This is a genomic window from Enterobacter sp. CPE_E1241, assembly GCF_045618265.1.
In the GTDB taxonomy this organism is placed as follows: domain Bacteria; phylum Pseudomonadota; class Gammaproteobacteria; order Enterobacterales; family Enterobacteriaceae; genus Enterobacter; species Enterobacter adelaidei.
This window is the reverse complement of record NZ_JBIWYV010000001.1, coordinates 2,827,957-2,853,211: the sequence shown is the minus strand read 5'-3', so window position 1 is coordinate 2,853,211 and position 25,255 is coordinate 2,827,957. Positions and strand designations below refer to the sequence as shown.

The following is a 25,255-nucleotide window of genomic DNA, read 5'->3' as shown; positions in this document are numbered from 1 at the left end:
GGACGCAACAGTACAAAGTGTAGTGGTGAAAGTAGAAGGAGACGAGAAACAGGGGGAAATTCGCCCATCCGTTGCAGATGGGCGAAAGAGAGTATTAGTCGCACTGCACCTTAATAGCCAGGCCACCACGGGACGTTTCACGGTATTTCGCGTTCATGTCTTTGCCCGTTTCGTACATAGTTTCAATCACCTTATCCAGCGATACGCGAGGTTCACTGGTACGGCGCATTGCCATGCGCGAGGCGTTGATGGCTTTCACCGACGCAATTGCATTACGTTCGATACACGGCACCTGCACCTGGCCCGCGACCGGGTCACAGGTCAGACCGAGGTTATGTTCCATACCGATTTCAGCCGCCACACAGACCTGCTCAGGGCTTGCTCCTAACAGCTCTGCCAGACCGGCTGCCGCCATCGAACAGGCCACACCCACTTCACCCTGACAGCCCACTTCCGCACCAGAAATGGAGGCGTTCATTTTGTACAGCGCACCGATGGCACCCGCCGCCAGGAAATAACGGATGTAGATGTCCGGGGTCACTGGCTCAATGAAGTGGTCGTAGTAAGCCAGTACCGCCGGGACGATACCGCACGCGCCGTTGGTAGGAGCGGTGACGACGCGACCCCCTGCGGCGTTCTCTTCGTTAACCGCCAGGGCAAACATGTTTACCCAGTCGACCACGTTCATCGGGTCGTTGGAGAACTTGTCCGTGGTCACCAGCATACGGCGCAGGGCAGAGGCACGACGCGGTACGCGCAGCGGACCCGGCAGGACACCTTCGGTGTTCATCCCGCGATCGATACAGGCGCGCATGGTTTGCCACACGTTCGCAAAATAGTCTTCAATCTCTTTTTTGCTGTGCAGTGCCAGTTCGTTCTGCATCACCATACCGGACAGTGAAAGACCGGTCTCTTTGCAGTAACCCAGCATTTCGGTAGCCGATTTGAACGGGTACGGCACGTTGACGTCGCCGACGCTATCTTTGCCAAAATGTTCTTCATCGACGATAAAGCCACCGCCGATGGAGTAGTAGGTTTTGCTGTAAATCTCTTTTTCGCCGTTCCAGGCGTGGATGGTCATGCCGTTTTCATGCAGCGGCAGGTTGTCGCTGCGAAAACGCATGCCGTCATCCTGCGGGAAGTCGACTTCATGCTGGCCGTTAGCCAGCAGCAGACGGCCACGTGTTTCCACGTCGCGGATGAATGCCGGAATGGCATCAATATCAACGGTATCCGGCATATTGCCAGCCAGACCCATAATAATGGCGATATCGGTGTGGTGGCCTTTACCCGTTAATGACAGTGAGCCGTAAACATCCACGGCGACACGGGTAACGCTTTCCAGTAATCCTTTTTCGACCAGATCATCGACGAACTGTTTACCGGCCTTCATCGGGCCAACAGTATGGGAAGACGAAGGGCCAATTCCCACTTTGAACATGTCGAATATACTAATCACTTTCACACTCCTGACAGGGTTACCGGGGTTCCAGTAACGATGTTATAACTGCGCATAGTGTAAGAGGGAACACCGACCTCGGCTTAACTATTCACATGAATTAAACTAATGGTTAACGATGGGTTTTGCTAATAGCGCGACGCAGATCGCAAACCTGGCAGAAGAGGGCAAAATGTAAAGTATAGTCAAGGCTTCAGGCCGATTTGCAACGCCAGCTCACGAATAATGCCCGCCGTCATGCCCCAGACAAAATAATGCTGATACCAGGACAACCAGACCCGATGGTCATGCCCGCGACGCTGAATATCCAGCGGGTGATAGCGGCTCAGTCGAAGGGCTTCATCCAGCGGCATTTCAAACACCGCAGAAACTTCATCAACGCTGGCGTGATACCGCAGGCCCGGCGGGATAATACCAACCACTGGCGTGACCTGAAAGCCGGTGACACTGTCGACGGGCGGCAGCACGCCGATAACCTCCACAGCCTCTGGCGGAATGGCAACCTCTTCCTGCGCCTCCCGCAGTGCGGCGGCAATCAGCGAGGCGTCGGAACTGTCTACTGCGCCTCCTGGAAAGGCGACCTGACCCGCGTGCTTACGTAAATGGGGAGAACGCTGGGTGAGCAGCAGGCCCGGCTGCGCGCGACGCACGACCGGGATCAGTACGGCTGCCTGACGCTGATTAAGCGCTTCGCGGTTGACCTGCGGTCGTAATAGCTGAAAACGTGATAAAAAGTCATCCAGCGTCAGGTTCTCTTTTTCCACCCGTGATTACTCCAGTTGTTTCAGGATACGGTTAACTTTATCAAAGGTTTCCTGATATTCCGCATCGACCTGGCTATCGGCAACAATGCCGCCTCCGGCCGAACAGTAAAGATTTCCGTTGCAGGCCGTCAGCGTGCGGATCGTGATGCTGGTATCCAGCGTGCCACAGAGGCTGATATAGCCAATGCTACCGCACCAGGCGTTGCGGCGGTGCGGTTCCAGTTCGTCGATGATTTCCATGGCGCGAATTTTTGGCGCGCCTGTGATGGATCCGCCAGGAAACGCGGCGCGGAGCAGATCGCAGGCGGTGCGAGAAGTGGGCAGACGCGCGGTAATGGTACTGACCAGATGATGCACCGCCGGGAAAGGTTCGACGACAAACAGTTCCGGCACGCGTACGCTGCCCGGAACGGCCACCCGACCAATGTCGTTACGCATCAGATCGACAATCATCAGGTTTTCGGCGCGGTCTTTTGGCGAGGCAGCGAGTTTTTCGGCCTGCTGACGGTCGGCGTCGGGATCGGCAAGGCGTGGAAGCGTGCCTTTAATCGGACGGGTTTGAATCGTCCCTTCTGCCAGATGAATAAAGCGCTCAGGTGACAAGCTGAGTATTGCCCCCTGTTTCAGGCGAATAAACGCGCTGAACGGTGCCCGGTTAGTGGCATTGAGTCGGGTAAATGCCTGCCATTCATCGCCTTCATAAGTCGCCTGGAAACGCTGGGCAAGGTTAACCTGGTAGCAGTCACCGCTTTGCAGATACGCCTGAACGCGCGAGAATTTTTCGGCATAATCCGCGGCGCTCATATTCGAGCGCCAGTCGGAGGTCAGCATGAACGTCTCTGCGGGTGCGGCCTGTTGCGCCTCTAGCCAGTCCAGACGCGCCTGCACGTCACGATGGCTCAGCAGGGAAACCGTTTTTTTCTGGTGATCAACAATTAACGCCCAGTCATACAGCCCCACGGCCATGTCTGGCAGGGAAATATCAGCCTGCGCATGTTCAGGTAGCGTTTCGAAACGACGACCCAGATCGTAGCCAAACAGGCCCAGCGCGCCACCCTGAAAAGGGAGGTCCGGGTTCGGTGTGGCAGATAAGCCCAGCGCGTCAATTTCTTGCTGAAGCAGCATCAGCGGATCGTCGGTTAACGACATGTCATCGGTTGTCAGCGTCCTGACGGGATCGGCGACCAGAATATCGAAGCGGCTGTACGGGTGGTCCGCATAGCCGGAGTGCAGCAGCATCGCAAACGGAAGATGGCTCAAACGAGCAAACCAGAATTCAGCGGCGTCCGTTCGCCAGGGCAGGGTAATAACAGTGGGGAAGCGCATGTTCATGTGTGGCATACTACCGGGCAGCGTGAAATAATTAGCGCCAATAATTTAGCAGGAGTTGACGATGTTTGCAGGTTTACCTTCTCTGAGCCATGAACAGCAGCAGAAAGCGGTTGAGCGAATTCAGGAACTGATGTCCCAGGGGATGAGCAGCGGGCAGGCGATTGCCCAGGTGGCGGAGGAACTGCGCGCCACCCATACCGGCGAGCGGATCGTGGCGCGTTTTGAGGATGAAGATGAAGAATAACCGGCTTACACTGCCGCGATAATCTTAATCTCAACCTTGTATTCCGGTTTCATCAGCGTGGTCTGTACGGTGCAGCGTACAGGCGCGTGACCCGCCACAACCCACGCATCCCAGGCTTTGTTCATCGCCGCAAAATCGTCTTTGTTTGCCAGGAAAATGGTCGCATCCAGAATGCGGGATTTGTCACTGCCCTGTTTTTCCAGCACCGCGTCAATCTGCGCCAGGGTATTTGCCGTCTGCTCGAATGCATCTGCGTCCAGGTTAGCCGGTACGCCGGTGTAGTAGAGCGTCTGGTTATGGATCACCACATCAGACCAGCGGGCTTCGGCATCAATGCGCACAATTGTCATAAACGTTTCCTCGTTATTTTTCGTCATCAGGCGGCAAGACTGCCATATTGTTCCGCTGTCGTCACTATTTGGGGTGGCACTGGAGAGAAGGGGCTGACATAATCCCTGTGCAAAAATACAGTGAGAGAACAACGTGGCAGACGATTTTTCCCCTGAAGGTCAATTAGCACAGGCCATCCCTGGTTTCAAACCGCGTGAACCACAGCGGCAGATGGCACACGCCGTTGCACGCGCCATCGACAAGGCGCAACCGCTGGTGGTGGAAGCCGGAACCGGCACGGGGAAAACCTACGCGTATCTCGCTCCGGCGCTGCGCGCGAAAAAGAAGGTGATCATTTCCACTGGATCGAAAGCGCTGCAGGATCAGCTCTACAGCCGCGATTTACCCACCGTGGCAAAGGCGTTGAAATACAAAGGTCGTCTGGCCTTGCTGAAGGGGCGCTCCAACTATCTCTGTCTGGAACGTCTTGAGCAGCAGGCGCTGGCGGGCGGCGATCTGCCGGTGCAAACCCTGAGCGACGTCATTATTCTTCGCGCCTGGGCGAACCAGACCGAAGAAGGAGATATCAGCACCTGCGCGAGCGTGCCTGAAGACTCTCCTGCCTGGCCACTGGTGACCAGTACTAACGATAACTGTCTTGGCAGCGACTGCCCGCTGTATAAAGACTGCTTTGTGGTGAAAGCGCGCAAAACGGCGATGGATGCCGACGTGGTGGTGGTTAACCACCATCTGTTTCTCGCCGATATGGTGGTCAAAGACAGCGGTTTCGGCGAGCTGATCCCCGAGGCGGACGTCATGATCTTCGATGAAGCCCACCAGTTACCGGATATCGCCAGCCAGTATTTCGGTCAGTCGCTCTCCAGCCGTCAGCTACTGGATCTGGCCAAAGATTTCACCATTGCTTACCGTACTGAATTAAAAGATACCCAGCAGCTACAGAAATGTGCCGACCGTCTGGCGCAAAGCGCGCAGGATTTTCGCTTACAGCTTGGCGAGCCGGGCTATCGTGGCAACCTGCGTGAATTGCTGGCTGACAAAAATATCCAGCGCGCACTGCTGCTGCTGGATGATGCCCTTGAGCTCTGTTACGACGTGGCAAAACTGTCGCTCGGACGCTCCGCGTTGCTGGATGCCGCCTTCGAGCGCGCCACGCTCTATCGCGGGCGGCTTAAACGGCTGAAAGAGATTAACCAGCCGGGTTTCAGCTACTGGTATGAGTGTACCTCGCGGCATTTCACCCTCGCCCTGACACCGCTTACCGTAGCGGATAAATTCAAAGAGGTGATGGCGCAAAAACCGGGAAGCTGGATCTTCACCTCGGCGACGCTTTCGGTGAATGACGATTTGCATCACTTTACCGAGCGTCTGGGTATCGAGCAGGCGGAGTCGCTGCTGCTGCCAAGCCCGTTCGATTACGAAAAACAGGCGCTGCTCTGTGTGCCGCGCAATTTGCCGCTACCGAATCAGCCCGGTGCCGCCCGCCACCTGGCGGCGATGTTAAAACCGATGATTGAGGCCAACAATGGCCGCTGCTTTATGCTCTGCACTTCTCACGCCATGATGAGAGACCTGGCTGAGCAGTTCCGTGCCACTATGACCTTGCCAGTGCTGTTGCAGGGTGAAACCAGCAAAGGGCAACTGCTGCAGCAGTTTGTCAGTGCCGGTAATGCCCTCCTTGTGGCCACCAGCAGCTTCTGGGAAGGGGTGGATGTGCGCGGGGACACGCTCTCGCTGGTGATTATTGATAAACTGCCGTTTACCTCTCCGGACGATCCGCTGCTGAAAGCGCGCATGGAAGATTGCCGCCTGCGCGGAGGCGATCCGTTTGATGAAGTCCAACTGCCGGATGCGGTGATTACCCTCAAGCAAGGGGTAGGGCGATTGATCCGGGACGTGACCGACCGCGGTGTGCTGGTCATTTGCGATAACCGGCTGGTGATGCGCCCGTATGGTGCCACTTTCCTTGCAAGTCTGCCGCCCGCGCCACGTACGCGGGACATAAAACGCGCGGTGCGTTTCCTCGCAAACCCAACGGCGGAGTAATTTGCCCCGGAGTGTGCTAAGATGCGCGCCATTTTGTGACTGACCCTTGCGAGAGCGCGACAACTGATGCGAATTCTGGCTATTGATACCGCTACAGAGGCCTGTTCCGTTGCCCTGTGGAACGACGGTACTATCTCTGCCCATTTCGAAGAGTGCCCACGGGAACACACCCAACGCATTCTGCCCCTGGTAAAAGCGATTTTAACCCAGGGCAACACCTCCTTAACCGACCTCGATGCGCTGGCCTTTGGCCGTGGCCCTGGCAGCTTTACGGGCGTACGCATCGGGATTGGCATTGCGCAGGGGCTGGCGTTGGGCGCTGCGCTGCCGATGATCGGCGTCTCTACTCTCGCCACCATGGCGCAGGGTGCATGGCGCATGACCGGAGCAACGCGCGTGCTGGCCGCGATTGATGCCCGCATGGGTGAAGTCTACTGGGCCGAATATACGCGCGATGAAAACGGCGTGTGGCACGGTGAAGAGACGGAAGCCGTGCTTAAGCCGGAAGCGGTCACTGAAAGGCTGCAACAGTTGTCCGGTGAATGGGCGACCGTTGGCACCGGCTGGCCTGCGTGGCCCGAGATGGCGAACGATACCGGGGTTACGCTGGTAGACGGCAACATGCTGCTGCCGGCTGCGGAAGATATGCTTCCGATTGCCTGCCAGCTGCTCGCAGAAGGAAAAACCGTTGCCGTTGAACACGCGGAGCCGGTTTATTTGCGAAACACCGTCGCTTGGAAGAAACTTCCGGGCCGCGAGTGAATCTCAGTAACAGGAACTGAGAAAAAGGAGTCGCATCATGGCGGTTCAGACCAAAGTAGTACGCCTTATTATGGCAGGCGCAGTTGCCATAGCACTGAGCGGATGCGTTTCCGTTCCTGATGCGATTAAGGGCAGCAGCCCAACGCCACAGCAGGATCTGGTTCGGGTGATGAATGCGCCTGAGCTGTACGTCGGCCAGGAAGCCCGCTTTGGCGGCAAGGTGATCGACGTGCAAAATCAGCAGGGGAAAACCCGTCTGGAGATCGCGACCGTCCCGCTGGACAGCGGTGCAAGGCCTGTTCTGGGTGAAGCCTCTCGCGGACGTATTTATGCGGACGTCAGTGGTTTCCTTGACCCGGTCGATTTTCGCGGGCAGCTGGTGACCGTCGTCGGGCCAATTACCGGTGCCGTGCAGGGCAAAATCGGCAACACGCCGTACAAATTCATGACCATGCAGGTTAACGGGTATAAACGCTGGCGGCTGGCGCAGCAGGTGATTATGCCGCCTCAGCCGATCGACCCGTGGATGTGGGGGCCGCATCCTTATCGTTATGGCTACCCGGGTTGGGGTTGGTATAACCCAGGACCTGCACAGGTACAGACTATCGTTACTGAGTAACTTACTGTTATTGTTGGAAAAGAGACAGCGGCTCAGCCGCTGTCTCTGTTTTTTTACGGACAAGACGAAAAAAAAGAGTGACGCGCTTCGCAACCTTAAATCTGAACAATTAATAAACTGGTACGCTGAGTTAATATAATGTTAACAAACTGTTTATTATCGGGGTTGTGATGACGACGAACACTCATTTCAGAGGTGATGCATTGAAGAAGGTTTGGCTTAACCGTTATCCCGCAGATGTTCCTGCCGAGATCAATCCTGACCGTTATCAATCCCTGGTTGAATTATTTGAACACTCGGTAAGGCGTTATGCCGATCAACCCGCTTTCGTGAACATGGGCGAGGTGATGACGTTCCGCAAACTTGAGGAGCGTAGCCGGGCATTTGCGGCGTATCTGCAGGAAGGGCTGGGGCTGCAAAAAGGGGACCGCGTCGCGCTGATGATGCCGAACCTGCTGCAATACCCGGTGGCGCTGTTCGGTATCCTGCGAGCCGGGATGATTGTCGTCAACGTTAACCCGTTGTACACGCCGCGCGAGCTGGAACACCAGCTGAACGACAGCGGCGCGGCGGCGATAGTGATTGTCTCTAACTTTGCCCACACGCTGGAAAAAGTGGTCGATAAAACCCAGGTTAAGCATGTCATCCTGACGCGTATGGGTGATCAACTCTCCACCGCCAAAGGCACGCTGGTTAACTTTGTCGTTAAATACGTCAAACGCCTGGTGCCAAAATACCATCTGCCTGATGCTATCTCCTTCCGCCGCGCGCTGCACGCGGGCTACCGTATGCAGTATGTGAAACCCGACGTGGTGGCAGAAGATCTTGCGTTTCTGCAATACACAGGCGGGACCACCGGAGTGGCGAAAGGCGCGATGCTGACCCACCGTAACATGCTGGCTAACCTTGAACAGGTGAACGCCACTTACGGGCCGCTGCTGCATCCGGGCAAAGAGGTGGTGATCACCGCGCTTCCGCTGTATCACATCTTTGCGCTGACCATGAACTGCCTGCTGTTTATTGAGCTGGGTGGTCAGAACATCCTCATCACCAACCCGCGCGATATCCCGGGCCTGGTGAAAGAGCTGGCGAAATATCCGTTCACCGCCATGACCGGTGTGAATACCCTGTTTAACGCGTTGCTCAATAACAAAGAGTTCCAGCAGCTGGATTTCTCCACGCTGCATCTCTCTGCGGGCGGCGGCATGCCGGTTCAGCAGGCGGTCGCCGAGCGCTGGGTCAAACTCACCGGTCAGTATTTGCTGGAGGGCTACGGCCTGACGGAATGTGCTCCGCTGGTTAGCGTCAATCCACATGATATCGACTACCACAGCGGTAGCATTGGTCTGCCAGTGCCTTCGACAGAAGCCAAACTGGTCGATGATGACGATAACGAAGTTGCACCGGGCGAGCCGGGAGAACTGTGTGTCAAAGGGCCACAGGTGATGTTGGGTTACTGGCAGCGTCCCGATGCGACCGACGAAATCATCAAAGACGGCTGGCTGCACACGGGTGACATCGCAGTGATGGATGACGAGGGCTTCCTGCGCATCGTTGACCGTAAGAAAGATATGATCCTGGTGTCCGGGTTCAACGTCTATCCGAACGAGATCGAAGATGTCGTCATGCAGCACAGCGGCGTACTCGAAGTGGCGGCGGTAGGGGTTCCTTCCGGCAGCAGTGGTGAAGCGGTCAAAATTTTTGTGGTCAAGAAGGATCACTCTCTCACCGAGGAGGAGCTGGTAACGTTCTGTCGTCGCCAACTGACGGGCTACAAGGTACCGAAGCTGGTTGAATTCCGCGATGAGTTGCCGAAATCCAACGTCGGAAAGATATTACGACGAGAATTACGTGACGAAGCCCGTGGCAAAGTAGACAATAAGGCCTGAGCTTCACGCTAATCGCCCAGACGCCGGTTAAGCCGGCGTTTTTTATGGGCGCAAACAAAAGAGAACCCGTTTTGAATTACCAGATGATCACGACCAATGACGAGCTGGCTTCGCTGTGCGAAGTGACGCGCGACTTTCCTGCCATTGCCCTGGATACCGAGTTTGTTCGTACCCGGACGTACTATCCGCAGCTGGGTTTGATTCAGATGTTCGACGGTAAACATGTGTCGCTGATCGATCCTCTCGGTATTACCGACTGGACGCCGATGCGTGACCTGCTGCTCGATACTGCCGTGACGAAATACCTGCACGCAGGCAGTGAAGATCTGGAGGTATTTCTCAACACGTTTGGCATCATGCCACAGCCGTTGATTGATACGCAGATCCTGGCGGCATTCAGCAATCGTCCGCTCTCATGGGGCTTTGCTGCTATGGTAGAGGAGTATACGGGCCTGACGCTGGACAAAAGCGAATCCCGTACTGACTGGCTGGCGCGCCCTCTGACTGAGCGTCAGCTGGAATACGCGGCAGCCGACGTATTTTATCTGCTGCCTATTGCCGGACAGCTGATGAAAGAGGCGGAAGCTTCAGGCTGGCTGGCTGCAGCCCTGGATGAGTGTCGTATGGCGCAGCAACGTCGTCAGGAAGTGGTTGACCCGAAAGACGCCTGGCGCGATATCAGTAATGCCTGGCAGTTGCGTACGCGTCAGCTGGCGTGCCTGCAGCTGTTAGCGGACTGGCGTCTGCGCAAAGCCCGCGAGCGCGATCTTGCCGTTAACTTTGTAGTTCGCGAAGAACATCTCTGGGCGGTCGCGCGCTATATGCCTGGCAGCATGGGCGAGCTGGACAGCATTGGGCTTTCGGGCAGCGAAATCCGTTTCCACGGCAAAACCCTGTTGGCGCTGGTCGCAAAAGCGCAGGAGCTGCCGGAAGATGCGTTGCCGGAACCGCTGCTGAATCTAATGGATATGCCGGGCTACCGTAAAGCATTTAAGGATATCAAAGCGCTGGTGCAGGTCGTCGCAACGGAAAGCAAACTGAGTGCGGAACTGCTCGCCTCACGCCGACAGATTAACCAGCTGCTGAACTGGCACTGGAAGTTGAAACCGCAAAATGGTTTGCCGGAAATGGTGGCAGGATGGCGCGGAGAATTGATGGCCGATCGCCTGAATACGCTGCTGGAAGGGTATCCGCGCTAATAAATATGCCGGGTGAAATACCCGGCATATTCCCCCGGCGGCGCTGCGCTTACCGGGCTACAAAATCACAAACCTACGGACGTGACTCTTCCGCTTCCGGAAGCGTAACGTTCAGCTCCAGAATCGAAATATCCCCGTCTTTCTGCTCCAGCTGTACGGTGACCATCTCCGGGTCAATCTGCACATACTTACAGATCACTTCCAGGATGTCCTTACGCAGCTGCGGCAGGTAATGAGGCTCGGCGTCGCTACGACGGCGCTCCGCCACGATAATTTGCAGACGTTCTTTAGCGATGTTGGCGGTGTTCTTTTTCCGCGAGAGAAAAAAGTCCAGTAATGCCATAACTTATCCTCCGAACAGGCGTTTGAGGAAACCTTTCTTCTCTTCTTCAATGAAGCGGAAAGGACGTTCTTCTCCCAGCAGACGGTCAACAGTATCAGCATACGCTTTACCTGCATCTGCCATTGTATCAAGGATCACTGGCTCGCCCTGGTTAGAAGCGCGTAACACGGACTGATCTTCCGGGATAACGCCTACCAGTTTGATGCGCAGGATCTCCAGCACGTCTTCCATGCTCAGCATGTCACCTTTGTTCACGCGGCCCGGATTGTAGCGGGTGAGCAGCAGGTGTTCTTTAATCGGGTCTTCGCCATTTTCCGCACGACGGGATTTAGAGGCGAGGATCCCCAGAATGCGGTCTGAGTCACGCACGGATGAAACTTCAGGGTTGGTGGTGATGATCGCTTCATCAGCGAAGTAGAGCGCCATCAGGGCACCGGTTTCGATGCCGGCAGGGGAGTCGCAGACAATGAAGTCGAAATCCATTTTTTTCAGATCGTCGAGCACCTTTTCCACCCCTTCACGGGTCAGCGCGTCTTTGTCACGCGTCTGAGAGGCCGGAAGAATGTAGAGGTTCTCGGTGCGCTTGTCTTTAATCATCGCCTGGTTCAGCGTGGCATCGCCCTGAATGACGTTCACGAAGTCATACACGACGCGACGCTCACATCCCATGATCAGGTCGAGGTTACGCAGACCGATATCGAAGTCGATAACGATGGTTTTCTTTCCCTTCTGGGCCAAACCAGTAGCGATGGCCGCGCTGGAGGTGGTCTTGCCAACGCCTCCTTTACCCGAAGTAACAACAATAATGCGTGCCATAGAAATTCCTTGTTAAAAAGGGATCAATTCAACGGTTGAACGGTCAACGCGTCGTCTGCCAGAAGCAGGCGAGCCGCTTTGCCATAAAATTCGGCTGGGATCTTGTCGCTCAGCCAATATTCACCTGCGATGGACACCAGTTCCGCCGTCAGGTGAGTACAAAATATTTGCGCATCCCGATCGCCACTTGCTCCCGCGAGCGCACGTCCACGCATCATACCGTAAACGTGAATATTGCCATCTGCAATCAGCTCTGCGCCAGCACTGACGTGGCTTGTAACAATCAGATCACAGTTTGGTGCATAAATGCGCTGACCGGAACGAACCGGTACATCAATCATTCGCGTTTTTGTGACGGGGGTAACGTTTTGCACCACGGGAGGGGGCGTCTGGACGGCAACAGGTGCTGTACGTGAGGCTTTTTCTTTGCCCTCGGTCAGAAGCGGCAGCCCCGCACGGTCAATTTCCGCTTTCAACTCAGCATCTTTGCAGCCGCTGATGCCCACAATACGCAGACCGGTCGAGGAGACGGCTTGCTGGAGAAGTTTCCAGTTAACCGATGCTTCAAGCGCGCTGACATTGATAACAACAGGGGCATGTTTCAGAAAAGCGGGAGCCTGGGCGATTTTGTCTTCTAACGCCTGACGAATAACCTCGGGTTTTGCATCATGCAAATGTACCACTGATAAGGTGAAGCTACTGCCTTTAAGCTCGATGGGCGTGTTTGACATCCTGGCCTTACTCAATTTGCTATTAACCGCAACCACTCGCTGCGATATTCCGAAGAGTATCAGGCATGTTATAGTCAGGAGTATATTGAGGCAAGCAACCACCCATTAATTCAGAGTAAAAACATGTTTTGTGTGATCTACAGAAGTACAAGTCGTGACCAGACCTATCTTTATGTCGAAAAGAAAGACGATTTTTCCCGCGTGCCTGAAGAATTAATGAAAAGCTTTGGCCGACCGCAGCTGGCGATGCTGTTGCCGCTGGATGGTCGTAAGACGTTGGTGAATGCCGATCTGGAAAAAGTGAAAACGGCATTAACCGAGCAGGGCTATTATTTACAGCTTCCGCCGCCGCCTGAGAATTTATTAAAACAGCATCTTGAGGCGAACGGAAAAAAATAGTCTCAACTGTTTTTGGACTCAACACATCAACCGTTTAGGGGTCGACCATGTATCAACATCATAACTGGCAAGGTGCATTACTGGATTATCCCGTCAGCAAAGTGGTCTGCGTGGGCAGCAACTATGCAAAACATATTCAGGAGATGGGCAGCGCGACGCCAGAAGAACCGGTTCTGTTCATTAAGCCAGAAACGGCGCTTTGTGATATCCGTCAACCGCTGGCGTTGCCGCAGGGGTTGGGTTCAGTCCACCACGAAGTCGAACTCGCCGTGCTGATCGGCGCGACGCTGCGTCAGGCCTCTGAAGAGCACGTGCAAAAAGCGATTGCTGGCTACGGCGTTGCGCTGGACCTCACGTTGCGTGATGTTCAGGGCAAAATGAAAAAAGCCGGGCAGCCGTGGGAAAAAGCCAAAGGGTTTGATAATTCCTGCCCAATCTCCGGTTTTGTGCCAGTGGGCGAGTTCACTGCTGACCCGCAGGATACGCCGCTTTCCCTGAAGGTTAATGGTGAATTCCGCCAGCAGGGAACCACCGCCGATATGATCCACAAGATCCTACCGCTGATTGCCTATATGAGCCGCTTCTTTACCCTGAAACCGGGTGATGTGATCCTGACAGGTACACCGGAAGGTGTTGGCCCGCTACTCAGCGGGGATGAGCTTGAGGTTGGTTTTAACGGCCTGTCGCTGAAAACCCGCGTGCTGTAACTGCATCTTGCCGCCTGAAGAGGGCGGCAAAACTTGCAACAACGTGCCAGACTCGTTATAAGGTGCGCTTTCTTTTGACGTGTGGACATCCTGATGAACGACATCCCTTTCTGGCAAAGCAAAACTCTTGATGACATGACTGACGCGGAATGGGAATCATTGTGCGACGGATGCGGGCAGTGCTGCCTGCACAAGCTGATGGATGAAGATTCTGACGAAATCTACTTCACCAACGTTGCCTGCAAGCAGTTGAACATCAAAACCTGCCAGTGCCGTAACTATGAGCGTCGGTTCGAGTTTGAGCCGGACTGCATCAAATTAACCCGCGATAATCTGCCAACCTTCGAATGGCTGCCGCATACCTGCGCGTACCGCCTGCTGGCGGAAGGGAAGGATTTACCGAACTGGCACCCATTGCTGACGGGCTCGAAAGCGGCGATGCACGGTGAGCGCATTTCAGTGCGCCACATTGCGGTGAAAGAGTCTGAGGTTCGGGACTGGGAAGATCACATCATGAATCATCCCAACCGTTGAGTTGAAATAAAAAACCCGCCGAGGCGGGTTTTTTATTGTTTGCTGTATGTCGGGTAGCGCTGCGTTTACCTTCCAAACAAATCGCGTTTCTTCGGTTTGAATGGCTGAGCAATCAGCACCAGCAGTGCCACGACGAAGTAGGCCACAAAAATACCCACCAGCCACTGCGGCATCTCCAGGGTCAGGAATTCCCACTGACGAACGGAGCAGTCGCCGGAAGCAACAAACACCTGCGGCAGCCATTTATCCAGCGGTAGCCAGCTCGGGAAGCGGGCGGCGAAATCACAGGTCATAAATGGTGACGGATGCAGCTGCATCATGGTGTGCTGCCAGGAGAGTTCAATCCCTTTCCAGGCGCTGTACAACCAGATAGCGATTGCGGCATAGCGCAGCGGTGATTTCGGGGCAATCGCGCCCACCAGACCCGCCCCCATAATGCCAAACAATGCGCAGCGTTCGTAAATACAAAGCACGCAAGGCTTGAGTCCCATTACATGCTGGAACCACAGCGCGACCATTTCCAGCGCAAAGGCGGTCAGGGCCATTAACAACCACGCTCCGCGACCGCGGGAGCACTGGTTTAAAAATCTCAACATAATCATTTCCCTGGAACATGCTTAGAAAGCGCAGTGTAAACGAATTCGTTTTTCGCGCCACCTGTACCTGACGAAATAAAACGTAATTGGATGTTTATCGTGCGAAAAGGCAAACGGGCAGCGAACTGCCCGAGATGCATACTTTATTGCGCCGCAAGTATACCCGCTTGTATCAACCATTGCGTACAGGGAATGAGGGTAATTTTGACGCAAAGCAAACCCACAATCGTGAGCACCAGCGTATAGGGCAGGGCCATCCAGACCATCTTGCCATAAGAAAGTCGTATGAGTGGCGCCAGCGCGGAGGTCAACAGAAAGAGGAAAGCGGCTTGCCCGTTAGGGGTCGCAACCGATGGCAGGTTAGTGCCGGTGTTGATCGCCACAGCCAGCAGCTCAAACTGCCCCGGACTGATGACGCCTTGCTCCATGGCTGCTTTAGCTTCGTTGATGTAGACCGTCCCGACAAAGACGTTATCGGATATCGACGAAAGCAGGCCGTTAAACAGATAAAACAGCGAGAGCTGAGCATCCGGTGCAGCCTGTAAAACAAAGGCAATAATTGGCGCGAAGAGGTGTTGGTCAATAATTACCGCCACAACGGCAAAAAATACAGCTAACAGCGCGGTAAACGGCAAGGCTTCGGTAAACGCTTTGCCGATAGCATGTTCATCCGTTACGCCAGTAAACGTGGCGGCGAGGATAATAACCGAGAGACCAATCAACCCCACTTCAGCAAGATGAAACGCCAGCGCGGCAATAAGCCAGACACCGATGATCCCCTGCGCAATAAGACGCAGTGTCTCCTGGCGTGTCCGCTGGCTACGGCTTTGCAGATCGAATTTATGCAGTTCCTGACGCACCGGGTCCGGGAGTTGTGCGCCATAGCCAAAGAGACGAAACTTCTCCACCAGCATGCAGGTCAACAGACCGCAGATCAGAACCGGTATACTCACCGGTGCCATTCTCAGGAAGAAATCACCAAAATGCCAGCCTGCCGCTTTGGCAATGATCAGGTTTTGGGGTTCACCCACCATTGTCATCACGCCACCCAGGGCGGTGCCAACGCCGGCATGCATCATCAGGCTTCGCAGGAAGGCGCGAAATTGTTCCAGCACTTCCCGGTGGTAAGTATCAACCTGGCTGTCATCCAGCAGATCGTCACCGGGGCGCGAAGAGGCCACCCGGTGGTAAATGCCGTAAAATCCAACGGCAACGCTTATCACCACCGCAACGACCGTCAGGGCATCCAGGAAGGCCGAAAGAAACGCGGCAGCCACGCAGAAGGCCAGCGACAGAAGTGTTTTCGACGGAATGCTGAGCAGCAGGCGGGTAAAGATAAACAGCAGTAGCTGTTTCATGAAGTAGATACCGGCCACCATAAATATCAGCAGCAGAAGCACTTCCAGATTAGAGGCCAGTTCTGCTTTCACATGCTCTGCGCTGGTCATACCGATAACGACCGCTTCAAACGCCAGCAATCCGCCCGGCAGCAGGGGATAACATTTCAGCGCCATTGCCAGGGTAAAGATAAACTCGGCCACCAGCAACCAGCCGGCAATAAACGGGCTCACAATAAAAATGATGGGATTAACGACCAGGAACACCAGCAATAACAGTTTGTACCAGTCGGGTGACTGGCCTAAAAAATTGCGCCACACTGCGCGCCCAAAAGAAATTTCCACGACAGACGTCCTTCCCCGTCAACTCAGACAAAACATGAGTATACGCAAAAATCGCGGCCTGGAGGTGGATAAGTCAGTATTGTAAATTTCACAAAAATGAAACCGCGATCCCTCTTTTCTCTCTTTGCCGCGCTATCTGCTACAGCGTGCCTCTGGTATGATGAGTCCAATTTGCTAAAGCTGTGTAATGGAAATCTCACTATGGTCATTAAGGCGCAGAGCCCGGCGGGTTTCGCGGAAGAGTACATCATTGAAAGCATCTGGAATAATCGTTTTCCTGCGGGATCCATTCTTCCGGCTGAACGCGAACTCTCTGAACTGATTGGCGTCACTCGCACCACGCTGCGTGAAGTGCTCCAGCGACTGGCACGTGATGGGTGGTTGACGATTCAGCACGGCAAACCAACGAAAGTGAACAACTTCTGGGAAACTTCCGGGCTGAACATTCTTGAAACGCTGGCGCGCCTCGACCATGAAAGCGTGCCGCAGCTGATCGATAATCTGCTTTCCGTGCGTACCAACATTGCGACGATCTTTATTCGCACCGCTTTTCGTCAGCATCCGGAAGATGCGCTTGCCGTGCTGGCCAGTGCGAACGAAGTTGAAGATCACGCCGATGCGTTTGCAACCCTCGATTACAACGTCTTCCGTGGGCTGGCGTTTGCCTCTGGTAACCCAATCTACGGCCTTATTCTGAACGGTATGAAAGGGCTGTATACCCGCATTGGTCGCCACTATTTTGCTAATCCGGAAGCCCGCAGCCTGGCACTGGGTTTCTACCATAAGCTAAGCAAGCTCTGTTCTGAAGGCCTGCACGATCAGGTCTATGAAACCGTGCGTCGCTACGGCCACGACTCCGGTGAAATCTGGCACCGTATGCAGAAAACGCTACCGGGTGATTTAGCGATTCAAAGTCGTTAAATAAAAAACCTCTCATATGAGAGGTTTTTTTTTCGTCGGGTGGCGGCTGCGCCTTACCCGACCTACGGGTTTTGTAGGCCCGGTAAGCGTAGCGCCACCGGGCAAAAAAAAGCTGTACTACAGCGTATTCAACCGCGCCGGACAACGCTCAAGTAACTCCACGCTACCATCTTCATTCTGCTGCTCAAGTTGCACGTCAAAGCCCCACAGGCGATGCACATGCTTCAGCACTTCTTTACGCCCTTTATCCAGCGGCGCGCGGTTGTGCGGGATATACCGCAACGTCAGAGAGCGGTCACCGCGTAAATCAACGTTCCATACCTGAATATTGGGTTCAAGATTGCTCAGGTTGTACTGAGAAGAGAGGCGAGAGCGGATCTCACGGTACCCCTCTTCGTTATGGATCGCTGAAATCTCCAGATAATTATTCCGATCATCGTCCAGAACGGTAAAGAAGCGGAAATCACGCATGATCTTCGGCGACATAAACTGGCTGATAAAGCTCTCATCCTTAAAGTCGCGCATGGCGAAATGCAGCGTTTCCAGCCAGTCAGAACCGGCGATATCCGGGAACCAGTACTTGTCTTCTTCTGTGGGTGACTGACAGATACGTTTAATGTCCTGGAACATGGCAAAGCCAAGCGCGTACGGGTTAATCCCGCTGTACCACGGGCTGTTGTACGGCGGCTGGAACACCACATTGGTATGGCTATGCAGGAATTCCATCATAAACCGCTCGGTGACTTTTCCTTCGTCATACAGATGGTTGAGAATGGTGTAGTGCCAGAATGTCGCCCAGCCCTCGTTCATCACCTGGGTCTGTTTTTGCGGGTAGAAATACTGGCTTACCTTGCGCACGATGCGCAGTATTTCACGCTGCCATGGTTCCAGCAGCGGAGCATTCTTCTCCATAAAATAGAGCAGGTTTTCTTGGGGCTCGGACGGATAGCGACGCGCTTCGGCCACCGCTTTCTCTTCCTCACGCTTCGGCAGGGTACGCCACAACATATTTACCTGGCTTTGCAGATACTCTTCGCGGCTTTTCTGCCGGGCTTTCTCCTCCTGCAGGGAGATTTTCTGCGGACGTTTATAGCGATCCACGCCGTAGTTCATCAGTGCGTGGCACGAGTCGAGCAGTTTTTCCACTTCATCCACGCCGTAACGCTCTTCGCAGTCGGTAATGTACTTACGGGCGAAGATAAGGTAATCGACAATAGAACTGGCATCCGTCCAGCTGCGGAACAGGTAATTGTTCTTGAAAAAGGAGTTGTGTCCGTAGCAGGCATGCGCCATGACCAGCGCCTGCATGGTAATGGTGTTCTCTTCCATCAAATAAGCAATACACGGGTTGGAGTTGATGACAATCTCATACGCCAGCCCCTGCTGCCCGTGCTTATACAACCGTTCCGTTTCAATAAATTTTTTACCAAACGACCAGTGAGGATAATTAATCGGCATCCCGACGCTGGAGTAGGCGTCCATCATCTGTTCGGACGTAATGACTTCAATCTGATGCGGATAAGTATCCAGGCGATACAGTTTTGCTACCCGGTCGATTTCGGCGAGGTAGACATCCAGCAGCTCGAAGGTCCAGTCGGGTCCATCGCTCAGACGTGTGTTGTCCTTGTTCAGGGAATCAATAGTAGCCATTAGCGCGCCCTCATTGTGGGTGCTCTCTCTGTCTGGAGAGCCTCCTTTCAAGCATAGATCAACGTGTTAAAAAGCGTGCTGGAGCAGAAATTTTTTCTTTGCGATTTCGCGTTTTTGATACGGCAAATAAACGGTGTCTCGCAGCATATTATGCTGGTTAAAAATAACGCGCAGCAGGAGATCCCAAATTAGCACTATCCCCTGATGCTGGGGGATGTGTGAGGTAAGTCACCATAAAAAAGTCATATGTTGAATAATATTTTCAACTAGGTTATCAATCTGTAATTAGAAGATTGTTCTTTTGCACATAATGGAGTGGCTATGCGTGTTGTCATACTGGGAAGTGGTGTCGTTGGCGTAACCAGCGCCTGGTATTTAAGTCAGGCGGGACATGACGTAACCGTTATCGATCGTGAATCCGGTCCAGCGCTTGAAACCAGCGCGGCAAACGCCGGGCAAATCTCTCCGGGCTATGCGGCGCCGTGGGCGGCACCCGGTGTTCCGCTGAAGGCGATTAAATGGATGTTCCAGCGCCATGCGCCGCTGGCCATCAGCCTCGACGGCACCCAGTTTCAGCTGAAGTGGATGTGGCAGATGCTGCGCAACTGCGACACCCGCCACTACATGGAAAACAAAGGGCGCATGGTGCGTCTGGCGGAGTACAGTCGTGATTGCCTGAAAGCCTTGCGCGCGTCGACCGGCATTGAGTACGAAGGTCGCCAGGGCGGGACGCTACAGCTGTTCCGTACAGAGCAACAGTACGAAAATGCGACCCGCGATATCGCCGTGCTGGAAGATGCCGGCGTACCGTACCAGCTGCTGGAAGCGAGCCAGCTTGGTCAGGTTGAACCAGCCCTGGCGGAAGTGGCGCACAAACTGACGGGTGGTCTGCGTCTGCCTAATGACGAAACCGGTGACTGCCAGCTCTTTACGCAACGTCTGGCACAAATGTGCGAGCAGGCGGGGGTGAAATTCCGCTTTAACACCTCTGTCGATAAGCTGCTGTCGGAAGGGGAAAAGATTTACGGCGTGAAGTGTGGCGACGAAGTGATCAAAGCTGATGCTTACGTCATGGCGTTTGGCTCGTACTCCACTGCCATGCTGAAAGGCATTCTCGATATTCCGGTCTATCCGCTCAAGGGCTACTCGCTGACCATTCCGGTGAAAGAGGAGAGCGGCGCGCCTGTGTCGACCATCCTGGATGAAACCTACAAGATTGCGATTACGCGCTTCGATAACCGCATCCGCGTCGGCGGCATGGCGGAGATTGTCGGCTTCAACACCGAGCTGCTGAAGCCGCGTCGTGAAACGCTGGAGATGGTGGTGGGGGATCTCTTCCCGCGCGGGGGTTTTGTTGAGCAGGCAACGTTCTGGACCGGCCTGCGTCCAATGACTCCCGACGGCACACCGATAGTTGGGCGCACGCCGTTTAAAAATCTGTGGACCAATACCGGACACGGCACGCTTGGCTGGACGATGGCCTGCGGGTCTGGTCAACTGCTGAGCGACCTGATTTCCGGGCGCACGCCGGCCATTCCGTTTGACGATTTAAGCGCCGCACGCTATCAATCAGGGTTTACGCCGTCACGTCCACAGCACCTGCACGGCGCGCATAACTAAGGAGTCGTCATGTCCCGTCCTGTTCTGGCTCAGATGGATCTGCAGGCCCTGAAGGATAACCTGCAAATTGTTCGCCGGGCAGCACCTGGTTCACGCGTCTGGTCGGTGGTCAAAGCGAATGCCTACGGCCACGGTATTGACCGTATCTGGAGCGCCCTCAGCGCGACCGACGGTTTTGCGTTACTGAATCTGGAAGAGGCCATTCTGCTGCGTGAACGCGGCTGGAAAGGGCCCATCCTGTTGCTTGAGGGTTTCTTCCACGCCGACGACCTGCCGTTACTTGATAAGTACCGTCTGACCACCAGCGTTCACAGCAACTGGCAAATTAAAGCCCTGCAGGATGCAAAACTGCATGCGCCGCTGGATATTTACCTCAAGGTCAACAGCGGTATGAACCGCCTGGGCTTCCAGCCTGAGCGGGTGCACACCGTCTGGCAACAGCTGCGTGCGCTGAAGAATGTGGGTGAAATGACGTTGATGGCGCACTTTGCCGATGCGGAAAAACCTGATGGCATTGCCGATGCCATGGTGCGTATTGAGCAGGCGGCTGAAGGGCTGGATTGTCCGCGCTCGCTGTCAAACTCAGCCGCCACGCTATGGCATCCTGAAGCCCACTATAACTGGGTACGACCGGGGATTGTCTTGTACGGCGCATCTCCGTCAGGTCAGTGGCAGGATATCGCCAACAGCGGCCTGAAGCCGGTCATGACCCTGCGCAGTGAAATTATTGGCGTGCAGACGCTGAAGGCCGGTGACACGGTGGGCTACGGCAGCCGTTACCGGGCGAAGGGCGAGCAACGGATTGGTATTGTGGCGGGCGGCTATGCCGACGGCTACCCGCGCATCGCCCCGACCGGTACGCCAGTCCTGGTAGATGGTGTGCGCACCGGTACGGTGGGTACCATCTCTATGGATATGCTGGCCGTTGATTTGACGCCATGCCCGCAGGCGGGGATCGGTTCACCGGTTGAGCTGTGGGGTAACGAAATCAAAATTGATGATGTGGCTGCCGCGGCGGGAACGGTGGGGTACGAATTAATGTGCGCGCTGGCACCAAGAGTGCCGGTTGTGACGGTGTAACATATATTCGCCGGGTAGCGCGAGCGCTTACCCGGCAAAAAAACTACTACTCCGCTTCCTCGTCCATTGGCCTCACGCCAACTTTCCTGACCTCGTTATCTTCTTTCTCGGCCACCGTCCAGATCATCCCGGCAAACTCCACCTGGTCACCAACGACGGGGGCTGCACCCAGCAGTTGTTGAATGATTTCACCCAGCGTTTGCTGTTTATCACGGTACTCCAGTCCTTCATCCAGACCGTAAATCAGCGCCACATCGGCAAACTTGGCACTCGCTTCCAGAATAAAATCACCAAAGAAGCGCTGATCCAGCGCCACCGGTGGTGACTGACTGAACAGCTTGCCCAGCGCAGGCAGATCGCGTTCGCGGCCAATGACACACAGGATATCGCCTTCGCGCAGACGAGTACTGCCGGTAGGGTGCAGCAGGGCATTATCACGGAACAAGGCGGCAATACGCGTTTCGGCCGGCATATGTAAATCGCGCAGCGATGCTCCCACACACCATTTGTCGGCGCTCAGTTGATAGACGAACTGTTCCCATGGGTTCTCAGGGTGAATGTCCAGCCCCACGCGGGAAACCGGCCAGCCGACAGGAGGGACCACCACTTTGGCTTTTTTCGCTGCCCACCCGAGTGAGGTTCCCTGGAACAGCAGGGAAATCAGTACCACAAAGAACGCCACGTTAAAGAACAACCGCGCATTATCCAGACCGGCCATCATCGGGAAGACGGCAAGAATAATCGGCACCGCACCTCGCAGCCCCACCCAACTGATAAAAACCCGTTCACGTAGATTGAAACCGCGAAACGGCAGCAGGCCCGCAAACACCGACAGCGGACGGGCGAAGAAGATCATCCATGCTGAAAGCAACAGCGCCGGAACGGCAATCGGCAACAGGTCTGACGGAGTAACCAGCAGACCCAGCACCAGGAACATGCCGATTTGCGCCAGCCATGCCAGACCGTCGAAATTCTGCAAAATGGCGTGACGGTTGCGAATCGGACGGTTGCCCATCAGGAATCCGCAGAGATAAACCGCCAGAATGCCGCTGCCGTCCAGCGCCGTGGTAACGGCAAAAATCAGAATGCCGCCGCTCAGCGCCAGCAGAGGGTAAAGCCCCAGAGGAAGCGAGATACGGTTGATCATCTGCTGTAACAGATAACCTCCCGCCAGACCGATGAAAATACCCAGACCGAACTGCTGCAGAATATGCCAGGCAAACATCCAGCTCAGCCCGTTTTCGTGCTGCTGAATCATCTCGATTAACGTGATGGTGAGAAACACCGCCATCGGATCGTTACTGCCGGATTCAATCTCAAGCGTGGAACCGACACGTTCGTTAAGCCCTTTTCCGCCGAGCAGGGAAAACACGGCTGCGGCATCGGTTGAGCCAACGATAGCGCCAATCAGCAAACCTTCCATGATATTGAGATGGAAAAGCCACGCGGCCATCATCCCGGTCAGTCCAGAGGTAATCAACACACCGACCGTGGCGAGCGACAGTGCAGGCCCTAAGGCCACGCGGAATGAACTCGCCTGGGTGCGCATCCCGCCGTCCAGCAGGATCACCGCCAGCGCGAGGTTACTCACCATGTAAGCGAAAGGGTAGTTATCGAATGGGATACCGCCGATGCCATCAATGCCAGCCAGCATGCCGATGGCAAGGAAAATAACAAGAATAGGTATGCCGAGACGCGATGAAAATGAACTTAATAAAATACTGCTGGTTACAAGCACAGAACCCAGAATGAAAAGGCTGATTATCGCTGCGGCATCCAATGTTGTCTTTCTCCCACCTCAATGTTAACGCTGTTACTAAAACCCTAACATATTAACGGTGGCAACAGCGTTTTATTAAGGGGGTTAAACGGTTTTTTTATGCCTTTATGACAGGATGGCCGCTGATACTTAGTCGACTGCCTGAATCATCATGAATCAGTGCGGCGTGCGCGCCCAGCGCCAGGGTCACAGTCTGCTGCTCATGGCCAAAATCCAGCCCCGTAATAACCGGGATATCCAGCCGCGAGCGAATGAAATCGACCATAGTCTCAAGAGAATAACCTGCGTCATAATCATTCGGTGCCGAGCCGCTAAAACTGCCCAGTACAATCGCGGACTGACGTTCGAGGATCCCGGCGTGATAAAGCTGCAATAACATACGCTCAACGCGGAACGGATGTTCGTTGATATCTTCCAGCACCAGAATGCCGTCCTCAATTTGCGGCAGCCACGGCGTACCAATCAGCGAGACCAGCATCGCCAGGTTGCCGCCCCAGAGCTGGCCTTCACATTCCCAGTGCGGCCCATTGCCTTGCCACTCCACGCTGTAGGTGGGATTACGCAGCGCGCGCCAGAAATGCTCCTGGGTGAAGGTATCCAGTTCCGGCGCACCGAAGTTACCGGCCAGCATCGGGCCGCTGAAGGTGATGACGTTATGCAAGGCCAGCAGCCCAAGCTGGATCGCCGTGAAATCGCTGTGTCCGCAGATCAGCAGCGGATCCTGTTGTTGACGCTGCGCCAGCCCTTGCCAGTCAATGCTCTCCAGCAACCGGCTCGCACCGTATCCCCCGCGTACCGCGAGCACAATCTGGTTTTCGCCCTTCAGGTTCACCAGACTATTGATATCATTCAGCCTCTGCGCTTCCGTTCCGGCAAAGCGCTGAAGACGGCGGGGGATAATCGTCTGATTTTCTACCTGATGGTCGGATTCCAGCAAGCGCTGAACGCCCCGTTGTGCCGCGTCCTGGTTAATGCAGTAGCCCGACGGCGCGATAAGATGAAACTGAGACATGGCAATTCCTTGCTGAATGAGAAACTAATTGTCTATATCATGCCGCTTATACGCCGCCTGCTTCAAGAGGCGGCGCACCGCGATGACCGGCTATAAGGATAGATGACGTGAAATTGAGATGGTTTGCTTTTTTGATTGTGTTGCTTGCTGGCTGTAGTTCAAAACATGATTATCAAAACCCGCCCTGGAACCCTGAAGTGCCCGTAAAACGGGCCATGCAGTGGATGCCGATCAGTGAACAAGCCGGAAAGGCCTGGGGCGTTAGTCCACGACTGATCACGGCGATTATTGCGGTGGAGTCCGGCGGTAATCCAACGCTCGTCAGCAAATCCAACGCGGTGGGGCTGATGCAGCTTAAAGCGTCAACGGCGGGAAAAGAGGTCTACCGTTACATGGGCTGGAGCGGGCAGCCGTCGACCAGTGAGCTGAAGAACCCGGAACGCAACATTTCGATGGGGACCGCCTACCTGAGCATTATGGAGCATGGGGTGCTGAAGGGGATTCAGGACCCGGAAGTGATGCAGTATGCGCTGGTGGTGTCTTATGTAAACGGTGCCGGCGCGTTGCTCAGAACCTTCTCCTCTGACCGGAAAGAGGCGATAGCAGAAATTAATGGCATGGATAAAGATGAGTTCTTTGAGCATGTAGCTAAGAATCACCCGGCACCACAGGCACCTCGTTATATCTGGAAAGTTCAGAAAGCGATGGATGCTATGTAATGC

25 protein-coding genes are annotated in these 25,255 nt (G+C 54.8%); 13 read left to right on the top strand and 12 right to left on the bottom strand.

Features of this window, described 5'->3' with window-relative positions; translation table 11 throughout:
* Positions 1 to 94: 94 nt before the first annotated feature.
* From sdaA to pabB, 3 genes are all read right to left on the bottom strand, one after another.
* The gene (gene sdaA, locus ACJ9Y9_RS13955) at positions 95 to 1,459 is read right to left on the bottom strand and encodes an L-serine ammonia-lyase (RefSeq protein WP_028018673.1); all 1,365 of its coding nucleotides are present in this window, start codon (positions 1,457 to 1,459) and stop codon (positions 95 to 97) included.
* A gap of 185 nt (positions 1,460 to 1,644) precedes the next feature.
* On the bottom strand, positions 1,645 to 2,223 hold the full coding sequence (locus ACJ9Y9_RS13950; protein WP_028018674.1) for a CoA pyrophosphatase: 579 nt from the start codon (positions 2,221 to 2,223) through the stop codon (positions 1,645 to 1,647).
* A gap of 6 nt (positions 2,224 to 2,229) precedes the next feature.
* On the bottom strand, positions 2,230 to 3,555 hold the full coding sequence (gene pabB / locus ACJ9Y9_RS13945; RefSeq protein ID WP_028018675.1) for an aminodeoxychorismate synthase component 1: 1,326 nt from the start codon (positions 3,553 to 3,555) through the stop codon (positions 2,230 to 2,232).
* A gap of 61 nt (positions 3,556 to 3,616) precedes the next feature.
* On the opposite strand from pabB, the gene ACJ9Y9_RS13940 reads away from it, so the two are divergent.
* Positions 3,617 to 3,799, top strand: coding sequence for a YoaH family protein (locus tag ACJ9Y9_RS13940; RefSeq protein ID WP_010432696.1), 183 nt, complete (start codon positions 3,617 to 3,619; stop codon positions 3,797 to 3,799).
* Between the two features lie 5 nt (positions 3,800 to 3,804).
* On the opposite strand, the gene ACJ9Y9_RS13935 is transcribed toward ACJ9Y9_RS13940, so the two are convergent.
* Positions 3,805 to 4,149: a RidA family protein gene (locus tag ACJ9Y9_RS13935; protein ID WP_407226179.1), complete on the bottom strand. Its 345-nt coding sequence runs from the start codon at positions 4,147 to 4,149 to the stop codon at positions 3,805 to 3,807.
* Between the two features lie 133 nt (positions 4,150 to 4,282).
* Between ACJ9Y9_RS13935 and ACJ9Y9_RS13930 the strand changes: the two genes are divergently transcribed.
* The 5 genes from ACJ9Y9_RS13930 to rnd all read left to right on the top strand — a co-directional run bounded on the left by ACJ9Y9_RS13930 (position 4,283) and on the right by rnd (position 10,662).
* Positions 4,283 to 6,193 carry an ATP-dependent DNA helicase gene (locus ACJ9Y9_RS13930; protein WP_028018676.1) on the top strand — a complete coding sequence of 637 codons (1,911 nt, stop codon included), beginning with the start codon at positions 4,283 to 4,285 and terminating at the stop codon, positions 6,191 to 6,193.
* 66 nt (positions 6,194 to 6,259) lie between these two features.
* On the top strand, positions 6,260 to 6,955 hold the full coding sequence (tsaB, locus tag ACJ9Y9_RS13925; RefSeq protein ID WP_028018677.1) for a tRNA (adenosine(37)-N6)-threonylcarbamoyltransferase complex dimerization subunit type 1 TsaB: 696 nt from the start codon (positions 6,260 to 6,262) through the stop codon (positions 6,953 to 6,955).
* Positions 6,956 to 6,992: 37 nt separating this feature from the next.
* A complete protein-coding gene (locus ACJ9Y9_RS13920; protein ID WP_028018678.1) occupies positions 6,993 to 7,574 on the top strand; it encodes a Slp family lipoprotein in 582 nt (193 codons plus the stop codon).
* Positions 7,575 to 7,777: 203 nt separating this feature from the next.
* Complete coding sequence (gene fadD, locus ACJ9Y9_RS13915) at positions 7,778 to 9,463, top strand: long-chain-fatty-acid--CoA ligase FadD (RefSeq protein WP_128347537.1); 1,686 nt, start codon at positions 7,778 to 7,780, stop codon at positions 9,461 to 9,463.
* A 71-nt stretch (positions 9,464 to 9,534) separates the two neighbouring features.
* Positions 9,535 to 10,662: a ribonuclease D gene (gene rnd, locus ACJ9Y9_RS13910; protein WP_028018680.1), complete on the top strand. Its 1,128-nt coding sequence runs from the start codon at positions 9,535 to 9,537 to the stop codon at positions 10,660 to 10,662.
* Between the two features lie 73 nt (positions 10,663 to 10,735).
* Here rnd and minE read toward each other — a convergent pair whose 3' ends face one another.
* Genes minE through minC form a run of 3 tightly spaced genes read right to left on the bottom strand, consistent with a single transcriptional unit; the run spans position 10,736 to position 12,552 of the window.
* Positions 10,736 to 11,005: a cell division topological specificity factor MinE gene (minE, locus tag ACJ9Y9_RS13905; RefSeq protein WP_008500504.1), complete on the bottom strand. Its 270-nt coding sequence runs from the start codon at positions 11,003 to 11,005 to the stop codon at positions 10,736 to 10,738.
* 3 nt (positions 11,006 to 11,008) lie between these two features.
* The gene (minD, locus tag ACJ9Y9_RS13900) at positions 11,009 to 11,821 is read right to left on the bottom strand and encodes a septum site-determining protein MinD (RefSeq protein ID WP_023312187.1); all 813 of its coding nucleotides are present in this window, start codon (positions 11,819 to 11,821) and stop codon (positions 11,009 to 11,011) included.
* A gap of 23 nt (positions 11,822 to 11,844) precedes the next feature.
* Positions 11,845 to 12,552 (bottom strand): septum site-determining protein MinC, encoded by a 708-nt coding sequence (minC, locus tag ACJ9Y9_RS13895; protein ID WP_028018681.1) that lies wholly within the window; start codon positions 12,550 to 12,552, stop codon positions 11,845 to 11,847.
* 123 nt (positions 12,553 to 12,675) lie between these two features.
* Here minC and ACJ9Y9_RS13890 point away from each other — a divergent pair, with 123 nt between their 5' ends.
* The 3 genes from ACJ9Y9_RS13890 to ACJ9Y9_RS13880 all read left to right on the top strand — a co-directional run bounded on the left by ACJ9Y9_RS13890 (position 12,676) and on the right by ACJ9Y9_RS13880 (position 14,192).
* Positions 12,676 to 12,951, top strand: a complete 276-nt coding sequence (locus ACJ9Y9_RS13890) for a YcgL domain-containing protein (RefSeq protein ID WP_028018682.1) — start codon at positions 12,676 to 12,678, stop codon at positions 12,949 to 12,951.
* A 47-nt stretch (positions 12,952 to 12,998) separates the two neighbouring features.
* A complete protein-coding gene (locus ACJ9Y9_RS13885; RefSeq protein ID WP_028018683.1) occupies positions 12,999 to 13,658 on the top strand; it encodes a fumarylacetoacetate hydrolase family protein in 660 nt (219 codons plus the stop codon).
* 93 nt (positions 13,659 to 13,751) lie between these two features.
* Complete coding sequence (locus ACJ9Y9_RS13880) at positions 13,752 to 14,192, top strand: YcgN family cysteine cluster protein (RefSeq protein WP_028018684.1); 441 nt, start codon at positions 13,752 to 13,754, stop codon at positions 14,190 to 14,192.
* A 65-nt stretch (positions 14,193 to 14,257) separates the two neighbouring features.
* Here ACJ9Y9_RS13880 and dsbB read toward each other — a convergent pair whose 3' ends face one another.
* Together dsbB and nhaB are read right to left on the bottom strand one after the other, a co-directional pair.
* A complete protein-coding gene (dsbB, locus tag ACJ9Y9_RS13875; protein ID WP_028018685.1) occupies positions 14,258 to 14,788 on the bottom strand; it encodes a disulfide bond formation protein DsbB in 531 nt (176 codons plus the stop codon).
* Positions 14,789 to 14,931: 143 nt separating this feature from the next.
* Positions 14,932 to 16,470: a Na(+)/H(+) antiporter NhaB gene (gene nhaB, locus ACJ9Y9_RS13870; RefSeq protein ID WP_028018686.1), complete on the bottom strand. Its 1,539-nt coding sequence runs from the start codon at positions 16,468 to 16,470 to the stop codon at positions 14,932 to 14,934.
* A 201-nt stretch (positions 16,471 to 16,671) separates the two neighbouring features.
* Here nhaB and fadR point away from each other — a divergent pair, with 201 nt between their 5' ends.
* Positions 16,672 to 17,391 (top strand): fatty acid metabolism transcriptional regulator FadR, encoded by a 720-nt coding sequence (fadR, locus tag ACJ9Y9_RS13865; protein WP_028018687.1) that lies wholly within the window; start codon positions 16,672 to 16,674, stop codon positions 17,389 to 17,391.
* 117 nt (positions 17,392 to 17,508) lie between these two features.
* Here fadR and ACJ9Y9_RS13860 read toward each other — a convergent pair whose 3' ends face one another.
* Positions 17,509 to 19,041, bottom strand: a complete 1,533-nt coding sequence (locus ACJ9Y9_RS13860; protein WP_024909810.1) for a SpoVR family protein — start codon at positions 19,039 to 19,041, stop codon at positions 17,509 to 17,511.
* A gap of 321 nt (positions 19,042 to 19,362) precedes the next feature.
* Between ACJ9Y9_RS13860 and ACJ9Y9_RS13855 the strand changes: the two genes are divergently transcribed.
* Together ACJ9Y9_RS13855 and dadX are read left to right on the top strand one after the other, a co-directional pair.
* On the top strand, positions 19,363 to 20,661 hold the full coding sequence (locus ACJ9Y9_RS13855; protein WP_028018688.1) for a D-amino acid dehydrogenase: 1,299 nt from the start codon (positions 19,363 to 19,365) through the stop codon (positions 20,659 to 20,661).
* A 9-nt stretch (positions 20,662 to 20,670) separates the two neighbouring features.
* Positions 20,671 to 21,741 (top strand): catabolic alanine racemase DadX, encoded by a 1,071-nt coding sequence (gene dadX / locus ACJ9Y9_RS13850; protein ID WP_028018689.1) that lies wholly within the window; start codon positions 20,671 to 20,673, stop codon positions 21,739 to 21,741.
* Between the two features lie 46 nt (positions 21,742 to 21,787).
* On the opposite strand, the gene ACJ9Y9_RS13845 is transcribed toward dadX, so the two are convergent.
* Entirely contained in the window at positions 21,788 to 23,521 is a 1,734-nt protein-coding gene (locus ACJ9Y9_RS13845; protein WP_028018690.1) for a potassium/proton antiporter, read from the bottom strand.
* A gap of 97 nt (positions 23,522 to 23,618) precedes the next feature.
* Positions 23,619 to 24,533: a muramoyltetrapeptide carboxypeptidase gene (ldcA, locus tag ACJ9Y9_RS13840; protein WP_028018691.1), complete on the bottom strand. Its 915-nt coding sequence runs from the start codon at positions 24,531 to 24,533 to the stop codon at positions 23,619 to 23,621.
* A 107-nt stretch (positions 24,534 to 24,640) separates the two neighbouring features.
* On the opposite strand from ldcA, the gene emtA reads away from it, so the two are divergent.
* Positions 24,641 to 25,252 (top strand): membrane-bound lytic murein transglycosylase EmtA, encoded by a 612-nt coding sequence (gene emtA, locus ACJ9Y9_RS13835; RefSeq protein ID WP_028018692.1) that lies wholly within the window; start codon positions 24,641 to 24,643, stop codon positions 25,250 to 25,252.
* The last annotated feature ends 3 nt before the right edge of the window (positions 25,253 to 25,255 follow it).